This window comes from Acinetobacter geminorum (assembly GCF_013009345.1).
Classification (GTDB): Bacteria; Pseudomonadota; Gammaproteobacteria; order Pseudomonadales; family Moraxellaceae; genus Acinetobacter; species Acinetobacter geminorum.
Genome location: NZ_JABELE010000026.1, coordinates 15,992 through 28,970, shown reverse-complemented (window position 1 = coordinate 28,970; position 12,979 = coordinate 15,992). Strand labels below are relative to the sequence as shown.

The 12,979-nt window shown below is 37.7% G+C and carries 15 protein-coding genes; 10 read left to right on the top strand and 5 right to left on the bottom strand.

Annotated features, from left to right (window positions below; genetic code table 11):
- Positions 1–207 precede the first annotated feature (207 nt).
- Genes HJG58_RS17595 through HJG58_RS17585 form a run of 3 tightly spaced genes read left to right on the top strand, consistent with a single transcriptional unit; the run spans position 208 to position 2,434 of the window.
- Complete coding sequence (locus HJG58_RS17595; RefSeq protein WP_170249725.1) at positions 208–711, top strand: regulatory sequestration protein YfiR; 504 nt, start codon at positions 208–210, stop codon at positions 709–711.
- Between the two features lie 5 nt (positions 712–716).
- Complete coding sequence (locus HJG58_RS17590; protein ID WP_199978494.1) at positions 717–1,940, top strand: diguanylate cyclase DgcN/YfiN; 1,224 nt, start codon at positions 717–719, stop codon at positions 1,938–1,940.
- A gap of 14 nt (positions 1,941–1,954) precedes the next feature.
- Positions 1,955–2,434 (top strand): outer membrane lipoprotein YfiB, encoded by a 480-nt coding sequence (locus tag HJG58_RS17585; protein ID WP_170249723.1) that lies wholly within the window; start codon positions 1,955–1,957, stop codon positions 2,432–2,434.
- Between the two features lie 50 nt (positions 2,435–2,484).
- On the opposite strand, the gene HJG58_RS17580 is transcribed toward HJG58_RS17585, so the two are convergent.
- Positions 2,485–3,495: a metallophosphoesterase gene (locus HJG58_RS17580; protein WP_005065230.1), complete on the bottom strand. Its 1,011-nt coding sequence runs from the start codon at positions 3,493–3,495 to the stop codon at positions 2,485–2,487.
- Between the two features lie 106 nt (positions 3,496–3,601).
- On the opposite strand from HJG58_RS17580, the gene HJG58_RS17575 reads away from it, so the two are divergent.
- Positions 3,602–5,227 carry a phospholipase D family protein gene (locus HJG58_RS17575; protein ID WP_170249722.1) on the top strand — a complete coding sequence of 542 codons (1,626 nt, stop codon included), beginning with the start codon at positions 3,602–3,604 and terminating at the stop codon, positions 5,225–5,227.
- Here HJG58_RS17575 and HJG58_RS17570 read toward each other — a convergent pair whose 3' ends face one another.
- On the bottom strand, positions 5,228–6,037 hold the full coding sequence (locus HJG58_RS17570) for a lysophospholipid acyltransferase family protein (protein WP_086265536.1): 810 nt from the start codon (positions 6,035–6,037) through the stop codon (positions 5,228–5,230).
- 218 nt (positions 6,038–6,255) lie between these two features.
- Between HJG58_RS17570 and hflX the strand changes: the two genes are divergently transcribed.
- The 4 genes from hflX to HJG58_RS17550 all read left to right on the top strand — a co-directional run bounded on the left by hflX (position 6,256) and on the right by HJG58_RS17550 (position 9,217).
- Positions 6,256–7,599, top strand: a complete 1,344-nt coding sequence (hflX, locus tag HJG58_RS17565) for a ribosome rescue GTPase HflX (RefSeq protein ID WP_170249721.1) — start codon at positions 6,256–6,258, stop codon at positions 7,597–7,599.
- Between the two features lie 33 nt (positions 7,600–7,632).
- Positions 7,633–8,004: a hypothetical protein gene (locus tag HJG58_RS17560; protein WP_170249720.1), complete on the top strand. Its 372-nt coding sequence runs from the start codon at positions 7,633–7,635 to the stop codon at positions 8,002–8,004.
- A 10-nt stretch (positions 8,005–8,014) separates the two neighbouring features.
- Positions 8,015–8,689 carry an LrgB family protein gene (locus HJG58_RS17555; protein ID WP_170249719.1) on the top strand — a complete coding sequence of 225 codons (675 nt, stop codon included), beginning with the start codon at positions 8,015–8,017 and terminating at the stop codon, positions 8,687–8,689.
- Between the two features lie 84 nt (positions 8,690–8,773).
- A complete protein-coding gene (locus tag HJG58_RS17550; RefSeq protein ID WP_170249718.1) occupies positions 8,774–9,217 on the top strand; it encodes a DUF2147 domain-containing protein in 444 nt (147 codons plus the stop codon).
- 92 nt (positions 9,218–9,309) lie between these two features.
- Here HJG58_RS17550 and HJG58_RS17545 read toward each other — a convergent pair whose 3' ends face one another.
- Genes HJG58_RS17545 through pdxA form a run of 3 tightly spaced genes read right to left on the bottom strand, consistent with a single transcriptional unit; the run spans position 9,310 to position 11,972 of the window.
- Complete coding sequence (locus tag HJG58_RS17545; protein ID WP_170249717.1) at positions 9,310–10,152, bottom strand: symmetrical bis(5'-nucleosyl)-tetraphosphatase; 843 nt, start codon at positions 10,150–10,152, stop codon at positions 9,310–9,312.
- Complete coding sequence (gene rsmA, locus HJG58_RS17540; protein WP_068564853.1) at positions 10,153–10,965, bottom strand: 16S rRNA (adenine(1518)-N(6)/adenine(1519)-N(6))-dimethyltransferase RsmA; 813 nt, start codon at positions 10,963–10,965, stop codon at positions 10,153–10,155.
- Positions 10,966–10,988: 23 nt separating this feature from the next.
- A complete protein-coding gene (gene pdxA / locus HJG58_RS17535; protein WP_170249716.1) occupies positions 10,989–11,972 on the bottom strand; it encodes a 4-hydroxythreonine-4-phosphate dehydrogenase PdxA in 984 nt (327 codons plus the stop codon).
- Between the two features lie 173 nt (positions 11,973–12,145).
- Between pdxA and rplM the strand changes: the two genes are divergently transcribed.
- Both rplM and rpsI read left to right on the top strand, forming a co-directional pair.
- The gene (gene rplM, locus HJG58_RS17530) at positions 12,146–12,574 is read left to right on the top strand and encodes a 50S ribosomal protein L13 (protein ID WP_002117832.1); all 429 of its coding nucleotides are present in this window, start codon (positions 12,146–12,148) and stop codon (positions 12,572–12,574) included.
- A 12-nt stretch (positions 12,575–12,586) separates the two neighbouring features.
- Positions 12,587–12,973, top strand: a complete 387-nt coding sequence (gene rpsI / locus HJG58_RS17525) for a 30S ribosomal protein S9 (RefSeq protein WP_002048725.1) — start codon at positions 12,587–12,589, stop codon at positions 12,971–12,973.
- Positions 12,974–12,979: the final 6 nt, after the last annotated feature.

Sequence of the window (12,979 nt, the reverse complement as noted above, 5' to 3'; positions counted from 1 at the left end):
TTCAACAAGTTTCTATCTGCATCACCGCCGATGGATGTGCATTATAGACCATTACATTCCCTTTGCAACCCTTTTTTCAACCCAATATCATCAACTGAATACTTTTTAAGCTTTTTAGTCAATTTTAGATGAGATATTAAACTTTTTTTACGTTACCAACTTCATGTAGAATAGATTATTCGTGCAATAGTTTGGCATTAACTCATCATGTGGCAGTTCGCTAAAAAAGTATTTGTTTGCATACTTGTAGTGTTTGCTACGAGTGGGCCTTGTTATGCCAATTCAAAACATAACTTCTATGTACTTACTTTATCTATTCTAAGCTATAGCAAATGGGAGAATGTAAACACTCCTACGCTGTGTATTATTGATAACCCTTCTATTACATCTACATTTCAATCTTACATCCAGCAAATGTCTTATAATTATCGTGTTCAAACTGTAAATGCGAAAGATTTTGCTCGGTCACATTGTCAAGCTGTCTACTTTTCTACTACCTCTCCACAGCAACAACAAAATCTTATTCAAAGCTATCCTTATCGCTCTTTACTTTCTTTAAGCATTAATAATTCAGAGTGCGAAATAGGAAGTATCTTTTGTTTATATAACCAGAATAATTACACAACATTTAAAGTTAACTTAGATGCTTTAAGTCACTCCAAAGTTCATATTGATCCGAGAGTATTACTCTTGGCTAAGAATGCGGAGTAAGGGTTATGATATCAAAGTTGTATCAATCCACTTCACTACATGCATTATTTAGAAAATCTCAATTTACTATTTTTGCTATTACTTTTTTTATTTGCTCTTTTACGTTTGTATCAATTTCTGTTTTTACAATGGAAACTTATGCCAAACAAAATTTGCAATTGCTTAGTCACACTCTATTAGAGCGTATTCAACCCGCTGTAGTATTTAATGATAAAATTACAATAGAACAAATTTTAAATGAGTATACGAAGGATCATTCAATTCGTACGATTCATATTTATGACTCGGAACATCATTTAATTGCTCAAAGCTTCAAATTATCTAGTCAAACTTCAATTTTAGAAGGTTGGTTTGATCATTGGTTTTTAAACGAACCCGTTCATCTTACAATTTATCATCATGAACAAAATGTAGGTGAGCTAACACTTTTTGGTAGTTCTGAAAAAATATTGCAGTTCCTCAAAATGATTATGGTAGGGCTTGCAATTGCGATGTTGTTTATTGTTTGCGCATTATGGTGGTCAGTGAACCTAACTTATCGCCAAATTATGCAGGCTATTTATCCACTTACTAATATTGCTCAAATTGTGAGTGAGCAAAAAGCCTACAATCTTCGTTTTCCTTATAATCGTATTAAAGAATTTCAAGATTTAAATACTGTATTTAACGAGTTACTTGAAGAAATTCAGATATGGGATAATCAGCTACAAAAGGAAAATCGTAAATTATCCTTTCAAGCTCATCACGATCAGCTCACCTTGTTGCCTAATAGACATTATTTTTACCAAATTCTTTTAGACATGTTTGAGGATAAGGATTTCGACAATAAGTCTGCATTATTATTTATAGATAACAATAACTTCAAAGCAATTAATGACCAGTTTGGTCATTTAGCTGGAGATGAAGTTTTAAAAGAAATGGCTAATCGCTTGCAAACTCGTCTACGCCATCAAGATTTTATCGCTCGGTTAGGTGGCGACGAATTTGCTGTTATTTTGCATTCCATTAGCCATGCTGATCATTTAATATCTATTGCTGAAAATTTACTCGAAAGCTGTAAAGAACCTTTGCATCTAAATGGTCAAACTATTTATTTCAGTTTTAGTGTAGGTATTGCTTTATCACAATTTGCATCTAGCCCCGAAGATTTCATTATGCAAGCAGATCAGGCAATGTATAAGGCTAAAAATTCGGATGAACACTGGTTTATCTATAAACCTGAAAATTAAATTTAGGCTAATCTATGAATACAAGATCTTTGAAACTCTCCTTTATTGCATTGCTATGCATTACTCTTGCAGGGTGCCTGAGTTTTGGTCCATTAAAATATCGTCAAGTAAAATTGCTCAAAAAAGAAGGTTTCGTTCTTACTGATGAAGGCTGGACTTTAGGTTTACCAGAACGCTTGTTATTTGACTTTAATAATGCAGAGTTAAAACAAAGTCATGAAGCTGAGTTAGTACGTCTAGCCAATCAATTGAATAAATATGACCTGAATAAATTGAAAATTGTGGGTCACACTGATGATGTTGGTGATGCTACATATAACCAAAAGTTATCTGAAGAGCGTGCTCAAAGTGTGGCAAACCTTTTCTTAACACGTGGATTCAAAAAAGAAAACATCTACGTAATTGGCCGTGGTTCAACGCAACCTTATGTGCCAAATACAACCAATGAAAACCGTGCCATTAACCGACGTGTTGCGATTGTCGTTATTCCATAATTAGATTTAACTCATAAAAAAGCCAATCCTCTGTGATTGGCTTTTTTATTTTAAACTAGCTCAATAATATCAATGGTTGGTGGCACTCTGAAACGCAAAGGAATTCCAACCATTCCTGTGCCGACGGTAACAAAGACATCCGCATGCTCATGAGAATAAAACCCACGTTTATGGCCTAAAATTGATACTTTTTTCATAATATAGTTAGTCAACCATGGAAGCTCCACCTGCCCTCCATGGGTATGTCCAGATAACATTAATGGTCGATTCGGTAATTTAGGTACCATATCTACCGTATCTGGATTATGAGACAAAATTAACCAAGGTTTGTCCTGCGGTAAATCTGGCATGGAACGCATATCAGTTTTTCCTGCCCAAAGATCACCAATACCAATCAAACGAAACTCTTCAAAATCAACAATCTTGCCTTCGATATCCACGACTTCATTATAAAATAATGCATCTTTTAATAATTGTTGAATCGGCGGGCCAGGATATTGCTCGTCATGATTTCCAGGAACTGAATATACAGGCGCCTGAATTTCTTTTAAAACACTTAACTCTTCAATTAGTCTATCTTCTGGTTCATATGTCCAGTCACCAGCAACTACGACTAAATCAGGTTGCTGTTCATTTAATTTTCTAACTATGGTTTTGAGTTGACGTTCATGTCCTGAAAACAAACCAATATGTAAATCTGCGATTAAAGCTACTTTTACTGGCTTATCAAAACTACGATCTGGGTTTAAACGATATTGATGAGTATCAACACGGACTAAATGAGGTTCGATAAATCGGGCATAAATTAACACCCCACTTAAGAAAAAGATGAAAATACCTTGATGAATTGAGTAGTAACCGATCCAAGCAGCATATAAATTAAAAAACCAGAGAGGAATAAGTAGATAAGAGAGATAAAATGCGAGTAGATGTACAAAAGCTTTAAATGGATGAATCGTCTCGGTTCGTGATTGATGAATCCAAGCCTCAGAAATTCCCCATAGAGCAAGTATTGAAAAAATAAAGTAAAAACAAAAAATGATTGAATTTGGATTCCACATTACGACTCTCGACTTATCTTATATTGATTGCTAGTAATCAAATTCAATATTTATCTTTCAATATGCACGAATTATACTCTAGCTCACCTTATCGTATGTACTGATTATGGCACAATCCTTTCATTCCAAACAGCTTCAAACGAATCAACAAGCTAAAGGCTTTTTGATAAAAGCCTCTATAGTCCTATGTTCAAGTTTTGCTGTGGGTTTGACAGGATGTAGTACTCTGCCAAAACATGGTGTTGAACCAGTACAATATGCAAAAGATATTGATACCTCTGAGACTTCACTTGCCAAAATTATCACACCTTTACGTCAGCAAAATCCAAAGTTAACTGGTTTCCATGTTCTAAATGATCCGCTGGAGGCTTTAGCGGCTCGACTTAGATTAATTGATAAAGCCGAAAAGACTTTAGATTTACAATATTACATCTGGGATAATGACAAAGTTGGTGCTTTAGCCTTGCACGCCATTATTCGTGCAGCTGATCGAGGTGTAAAAGTCCGACTTCTTATTGATGACAATAATGCAAAAAAAATGGAAGGAATTTTACTGGCCCTTTCTCAACATAAAAATATTGAAGTTAAGCTTTTCAATCCCTACCGTTTCCGCAAATATCGTGCGATGGATATGGTGCTTGATTTAAAACGTATCAATCGTCGTATGCACAATAAAAGTTTTATTGCCGACAATGAGGTTGCCCTTATTGGCGGGCGCAACATGACCAATCAATATTACAATGTAAGCGATAGCTATCAGTTTTCTGATGTCGATGTAATGTTGGTAGGTGCTGCTGTTGATGATATTGTGAATTCATTTGATGATTACTGGAATCATGAATATGCATATTCAGTTCAAAGTATCGTAAGTCCTGAGCAGCATCGTTTACGCTATGAAGGATTAAAAGAACAGCTTGAAGCACACTATCAACAAGCTACCGTTCAAAACTTTTTAAACTTAACCGCAAAATCTCATGCATTTGATCAATGGCTAAATCATAATATTCAATTCGATTGGGTCAAAGCAGAAGTCGTAAAGGACTCACCTGATAAAATCAAATCGAAAGCTAAAAAAGAAGAACACCTCAATTTCCAATTAATTAACCACTTGGAAAAACCAGAAAGCAACGTTGATTTAATCTCTGCTTATTTTATTCCTGAAAAACAAGGTGCCAAGATTTTAAGCACCCTTGCCAAAGAAGGTGTTGAGGTTCGAGTTTTAACGAACTCTTTCAAAGCGAATGACGTTGCTGTTGTACATGCCTTTTATGGAAAATATCGCAAAGAGCTACTTAAAAACGGCGTACAACTTTATGAATTTTTACCAACACCCGATAAAAGAGATTTAAATAAAAATACGGATGAACTTGCAACTAAAGCTAAAGTAAATATGAAAGGTTTAAGCCGTTCAAGTTTGCATACTAAACTTATGGCATTAGATGAGCAGGTTTTTATCGGTTCATTTAACTTTGATCCACGCTCAGCTTATTTAAATACTGAAATTGGCGTAATTTTAGACAGCCCATCGTTGGCTAAAACCATTCACCATACAATGGATGAAAATTTAAATAAATATGCTTATAAATTAAAGCTCGACGCTAACAATCATATTTATTGGCATCAAGAAACTCCCAATGGTCCTGTAATTTATAGACAGGAACCTGAGATGAAATGGTGGCAAAAAGCAGGCATGAAGTTTCTTTCATGGCTGCCAATTGAAGGTTTTATGTAATTAAGTTTTTGGCTTAAGTACTTTTCGATGTAATTGAGCCAAACCTTCTACCATTTTTTCTTGAACTTCGCGCGTTAAACTTTTGACGTCATGCCCTTCCACTGAAATTGGAGGCAAAGTTAATAAATGAGCAGTTACTTTCGGCATTTCCAGTACACGTTGAATATGTTCAGCAAATGTCATGTCCCCAATAAATGGTGCAACCGTATCTAATTGCCCATCTCTGTTTACATAACAAATTAAACATACCTGTACTGGACGTTGTGCTTCAATCGCTGCACCAAGTAATCGTCCATGAACTTTTTTAACAGAATGTCCATCTGTAGTTGTCGCTTCAGGGAAAAATAATACTGGAATATTTTGTTTTAAAAATTCAGTAATTTGCTCACGAATTCTGACTGAATCCCCAGATCCACGCTTAATAAATAACGTTCCACCACTTTTGGCTAAGTTTCCAAGAATAGGCCAATTTTCAATTTCAGCTTTAGCCAGAAAGAAAACTCGTGCACCTGAGCCTAGAACCGCAACATCTAACCAAGAAATATGATTACTTACCCATAAAGCTGGTTCTCTAGGAATTGTGCCATGTACTTCTATATCTAAATTGAAAACCTGACATAAACGGCGGCAAAAGTATTGGACATAACGTGTATTTACAGGATTATTAGGATCTTTATAAAGCCCATGTCGATAAACTAGATAAAAACCTTCACTAATTGCGGCCGTGGCAGAAGTGACCTTTTTTCCGTATAAACCTATTTTTGATAATTTCTTTAACGTTGAATTAACTATACTTTGCGTTTGAGCCATAAAATTTCACTAACGATTAATCATTGTTATACCCATCTCGAGTCATTCTATACGTTTCGTAATAAACTTGCATTGACGATAGAGAACGGCAAATAAAATAAATCTGAACACTAGACTAATCTCATATAACTAATCTAAAGGATAAGAACAAACGCTTTCCCCTTTTGCTTAAGTTTCCTCTAGAATAAAGTTTTCCCATTTTCAGGATTTATAGCCACGTGGAATATGTTGATCGGCATCAAGGCGGTGAACGCACAATCTTAGTGAGTGTTTCTGTACAATTATTAGATGATCTGGATGCCGAAGAGTTTGCTCTACTTGCACAGTCTGCTGGTGCAGATATCCTTGAACATATTAAGGTTCAGCGTAATAAGCCTAATCCTAAATTTTTCATTGGCTCAGGAAAAGTCGAAGAAATTGCAGAGCAAGTTCAGGAGCTAGAGGCGAGCCTGGTTATTTTTGACCATGCCTTATCACCTGCTCAAGAACGAAATTTAGAAAGAATATTAAAATGCCGAGTTATTGACCGCACAGGCTTAATCTTAGATATTTTTGCGCTACGTGCCCGTACACATGAAGGTAAGCTACAAGTCGAACTTGCTCAGCTTAAACATTTATCTACTCGTCTTATTCGTGGTTGGTCTGCCGACTTTGAACAACAAAAAGGTGGTATCGGCTTACGTGGTCCCGGTGAAACACAACTAGAGACAGATCGCCGTCTTATTCGTGTTCGTATTACCCAATTAAAAGATAAATTAGACAAAGTACATCAGACTCGTATACAAGGGCGTGCTGCAAGACAAAAAGCAGCTATTCCCACAGTTTCATTAGTAGGTTATACCAACGCTGGTAAATCGACATTATTTAATATTTTAGCAAATAGTGATGTCTACGCAGCCGATCAACTGTTTGCAACACTCGATCCAACACTACGCCGTTTAGACTGGGATGGTATCGGTACTGTTGTGCTAGCAGATACGGTAGGTTTTGTACGAAACTTACAGCATGATTTGGTTGAATCATTTAAAGCAACACTTGAAGAAACACTAGAAGCGACCCTTCTACTGCATGTTATTGATAGTAATAGCCATGACATGCTTGATCAAATTGAAGCAGTTGAAAGTGTATTAAAAGACATTGGTGCTGATGCTCCTGTACTTCGGGTGTACAACAAAATTGACCTGAGCGGTGAAGAAGCCAAAATCATTTATGCTGAGCCACACGTCCCAGATCGAGTGTATGTTTCAGCTCATTCTGGTCAAGGTCTAGATTTACTCCAAAAAGCAGTACAAGAATGCTTAATGGGCCAAATTCAAAAGTTTTCACTCGTGCTTAAGCCTGCTTATGGCAAATTACGTACTCAACTTTATGCCTTAAATGTGATTGAGTCTGAACATTATGATGATGCAGGCTTATTACATATTGATGTGAAGATTGCACCACATAAGTTAGAAAAGCTGATTCGCCAAGCAAAATTACCCTTAGATGAAATATTGGGAGAACACGCAAGTCAATTTAAACGTCCCTTGGAAGAGTTTGAAATCAAGGGCAAGATCAGTTAAAACTTGATAAGTAAACTTTTAGAGATAAAAAATATGGATAAGATCAAAAGTATAGACTGGACAGCATGGGTAATCACATTACTACTCATTATTGGTTTTCGTGAAGGCTCTGTCGTCGTTATGCGTGCTTTTGGTCATCCAGAATTAGGTAATCTGGTCGGTCTAATCAGCTTACTTATTATTTTACTGATATGGAGAAAGTTTAAAAAAATTCCACTTCGAATAGTGGATACCAATAATAAAATCATGAAAGAAAGTGGATTCGCTTTTTTGCCCATTTGTGCAGGATCATTAATTATGCTTGTACATATGGGTAAGGAAATTCCGTTATTTCTTTTTGTTTTAGTGTTCAGCACCCTTATACCTTTGTGGGTCTATGCAAAAATGGCAAAACGTTGGTTATAAGGAGAATAAAATGTTTACGATTTTCTACGGATTTTTGATCACACTCATTGGTTATCTGTGTGCAAAGCCTTTAAACCGACGTTTCCCGCAAGTTCCACTTTTAGTTTTCGGCATGTTTATTGTAATTGGCTTACTTGCAGTTCTACATGTGCCATATGAGCAATATCGTCTTTATGTGAATGACTTATTTGGTCATCTATTAGGTTATGTCACTGTGGCCTTAGCCATTCCTTTAGCTGCAATGCGTTACGATGATCTTCCAATTAAATCGGTCATTGGTATTTTACTTTTTGCAAGTATTAGCGCCGTTGCCCTACCTATGGGGCTGGCTTATTTGTTACATATGTCTGAACCCACCATTCTTGCATTTGCTACCCGTGCAGTAACTACTCCAATTGCTCTGAACATCGCAACTTTATTACATGCTCCTGAAACACTTGTGACCCTTATTGTCATTTTGTCTGGGGTAATTGGCGCAGCATTTTCACCATTCTTACTTAAACATATTCATGATGAACGAGCATCAGGTTTAGCGTTAGGTTTAGCTGCACATGCCATCGGAACAGCTCAAGCTTGGCAACGTGGACCTGTTGCAGGTCGTTACGCTGCATTTGGTATGGCATTGAACGGTGTATTTACTGCAATTTGGTTACCAACATTAATGCTGTCTTTTGGAACACCATAATTAAAAAAAGTAGATTAAATAAACGTTGAATGGTCTATCAATTCCCAATAAGATGACCTTTCAATGTTAAAAGGATTTTTAATTATGGGGAAAATTTTTCTTGGAGCTCTGCTCTTATTGGGGATCAATACTGCTACATTTGCAGCAGATATAACAGGTCTTTGGCAAACAATTGATGATAAAACTGGTGCACCCAAAGCACAGGTAGAAATACGAAAAGAAGCTAATGGGACATATGCCGGAAAAATTGTCAAAGTTACACCACGCCCAGGTTATACGCCTAAAGAGATTTGTAATAACTGCCCTGCGCCCTATACCAATAAACCGATTTTAGGTCTGGATATCGCAACAGGTTTAAAACAAACAGATGGACTTAATTATACTGGTGGTAAAATTTTAGATCCAAATACTGGCAAACTTTACGGACTTAAAGCAAAGCTCAGTGCAACTGGCAAACGCTTACATATGCGTGGTTATCTTGGAGTTTCAGCTTTGGGACGTAATCAAATTTGGATTCGCGTAGAATAATAGTTCCCAATAAAAAAGCCGCTTCTGCGGCTTTTTTATTTTTAAATTAGCTACTAGCTTCATCTTACGTTCATAGCAAAGCATTGCTTTGCTTATATTTGCACAGGGTTTTCAACAGAAAAAATTTCTTTGTCTTCAATTCGATAAGCTATTAATTTTCTGCCCCAAACACAGCCACCATCGATATTCTGGATCTGCTCATCAATAGTTCTGCCCTCGAGCGCAGCCCAATGACCAAAAATAATTTGATGAGTTTGTGCCGCTTTGCTCGGAAATTCAAACCAAGGTAAATAACCTTCCGGCATTGGTGCATCCAGAGCATCTTTAAAACTAAACTCTAAAGCCCCTTTGGCATTGGTTAAACGCATGCGAGTCAAATAATTGGTAATACAACGTAAACGCGCAGAACCAGTTAGGTCATCTTCCCACAAATCTGGTTTTGAACCATACATATCTGCTAAAAAAGCATCCAATACAGATAAATCTTCGTTTGCGAGTACAGCCTCAACCTCTTTTGCCAACGTTACAGTTTTTTGCGCATCCCAAATACAAGGTATGCCAGCATGAGTAAGGATCGTATGCTCGTTTGGCAATAAACATAATGGCTGTTTACGTAACCAGTCGATTAACTCATCACCATCAATCGCATCAATAACGTCTTGAGTATGATCTTTTTCTTTAATCTCTTTTAAACCGCGTGCACCCGCAATTAAAGTCAGGTCATGATTTCCAAGTACAGTTGCAGCAGCGCCACGATCAGCAAGCTTTTTAATAAAACGCAATGCCCCTACCGAGTTTTCACCACGTGCGACTAAATCACCAGCAAACCATAAAAAGTCTTGATCTGGATCAAAACGTATTTCTTTAAGTAAGGCTTTTAAAGCTTCAAAACAACCCTGCACATCGCCAATAACATAGTTATAACGCTTAGTCATTTACGCCACCATTTGATCGGCCAAAGCAACAAATTGGGCAAGTGTTAAGGTCTCTGGACGAGCCATCGGATCAACACCCGCTTTTTCAAAGCCATCTTCTGCAATCATACCTTTAAGACTGTTTCTTAAAGTTTTGCGGCGCTGAGTAAATACATGGGCGACCAGTCGAGCTAAAGCTTTTTCATCTTTTGCTGTAATTGGCTTTTGATCATACGGAACAAGCCGGAAAACAGCACTCGTTACTTTAGGTGGTGGGTTAAATGCACCAGCCGGCACTTCAAATAAAAATGTTGGTTGACAGTAATACTGAATCATTACCGACAAGCGTCCATATTCTTTCGTATTCGGTTCAGCAGTAATACGTTCAACCACCTCTTTTTGCAGCATAAAGTGCATATCTTTAACTTTACTGCCAAATTCCAAGAGATGAAAAAGTAATGGAGTTGAAATGTTATAAGGTAAGTTACCGACTACACGTAATGGTCGGCCATCTTTTACCAGTTCGCTAAAGTCATATTTTAATGCGTCAGCTTCTATAATCGTCAAACGTTCAGGATGTGGAACACGTTCTGGTAGCCCAGCAGCTAAGTCACGATCTAGCTCCACTACGGTTAATGCATCACACTCCCCAATTAAAGGAGAGGTTAAGGCAGCTAAACCAGGTCCAATCTCGACAATATTGTCACCAGTACGCGGACTTACAGAGCGCACAATTTTGGCAATGACTCGTTGATCATGTAAGAAGTTTTGACCAAAACGTTTACGAGCTTTATGCCCTTCATCTTTCGGGTTTAGGGCATTAATTTGATACATATAACATTTCCAACATGAAAAATTTAGCTCGCTGCTAAAGATAAAGCTAAATCAACAGCGACATTTAAACTTGAGCTTTTTGCCAAACCAGTCCCAGCCAAAGACAAGGCAGTGCCATGGTCAACCGAAGTTCGAATGAAAGGCAAACCCAATGTAATATTGATGGCTTCACCAAACCCTTGTGATTTTAACACAGGTAAACCTTGATCATGGTACATGGCAAGTACAGCGTCTGCATTTTTAAGATGTTCTGGAGTAAACAAGGTATCTGCCGGCAAGCTTAAACTCATTTTAAACCCTTGCGCCCGATAACTTTCGAGTACCGGATTAATGGTTTCAATCTCTTCACGCCCTAAATAACCATCTTCACCTGCATGAGGATTTAAGCCACACACGAGTAAACGTGGGTCTGTAATCTTAAATTTAGTTTTTAAGTCGTGTAGTAAAATATCAATAACCTGATGCAAACGCTCTTTGGTAATCGCATCTGCTACATCTCTTAAGGGTAAATGTGTAGTTGCTAACGCAACACGTAAAGTTTTGGTTGCAAGCATCATGACGACACGCTCTACGCCTGCAAACTCTTGATAGTATTCAGTGTGACCACTAAACAAAATACCAGCATCATTAATAACCGATTTTTGCACGGGTGCCGTGGCTATCCCAACACTTTTACCAGACATTGCATAATCAGCTGAGCGACGCAGTTGCTCTAATACATAAGCTGCATTAGCCGGGTTTAATTGACCATCAATGACAGCTGCTTTTAAAGGCACATGCTCTACATAGAGTTCATTCAGAGATGATGACTCAGGCTGTCCTGTATATTCTATAAATTGAATATCGATCCCAAGTTTTTGGGCACGTTGCTCTAATAAGTCTCGGTCACCCAAGATAACAACAGGGCGTTCATCAACCCGCTTAGCCAAGCTCAAACAGATATCTGGACCAATACCAGCCGGCTCACCGGAAGTGACATATAATGGCAGCACAATCACTCCAGACACATAACAAGAATTTGTTTAATTTTAACATATCTGACATTCATCAGTTTATGGATTAAATTATAGGGCTTAAACTGGATTTTTCTTGTGAGTTTGGACAAACTCGTTTAGAATGCTCGCTCCTTTTGTTTGGACAGATTCCATAGTCCAAACCAACTATAATAGGTAGTGGTTTAATGAAAACTCTCAGCGCTAAGCCAGCTGAAGTTCAACATGACTGGTATGTTGTTGATGCTTCTGGCAAAACTTTAGGTCGCCTTGCGACTGAAATCGCTCGTCGTTTACGCGGTAAGCACAAAACTTCTTATACTCCTCACGTTGACACTGGCGATTACATCGTTGTGATTAATGCTGAACAAGTTCAAGTGACTGGTAAAAAATCACTTGATAAGAAATATTATCGCCATACTGGTTTCCCTGGTGGTATCCGTGAGACTAACTTCGAGAAGTTAATCGCTCACAAACCTGAAGCTGTTCTTGAAAAAGCGGTTAAAGGCATGTTACCAAAAGGTCCTCTTGGTTATGCAATGATCAAAAAAATGAAAGTGTACGCTGGTACTGAGCATCCGCATGCTGCTCAACAGCCACAAGTTTTGGACATCTAAGGGATACAGCACATGGCTACTAATTATGGTACAGGTCGCCGTAAGACCGCAACTGCACGTGTTTTCTTGTCAGCTGGTACAGGTAAACTCGTTATTAACAACCGTACTTTAGAGCAATATTTCGGTCGTGAAACTGCTCGTATGGTTGTTCGTCAACCTTTAGAACTTTTAGAAGTTACTGAAAAGTTTGACCTTTACATCACTGTTAAAGGTGGTGGTATCGGTGGTCAAGCTGGCGCGATCCGTCACGGTATTACTCGTGCGCTTATCGCTGCTGACGAAACTTTAAAACCTGTTCTACGTCAAGCTGGTTTCGTTACTCGTGATGCTCGTGAAGTTGAACGTAAGAAACTTGGTTTACGTAAAGCTCGTAAGCGTCCTCAATTCTCTAAACGTTAATTCGTT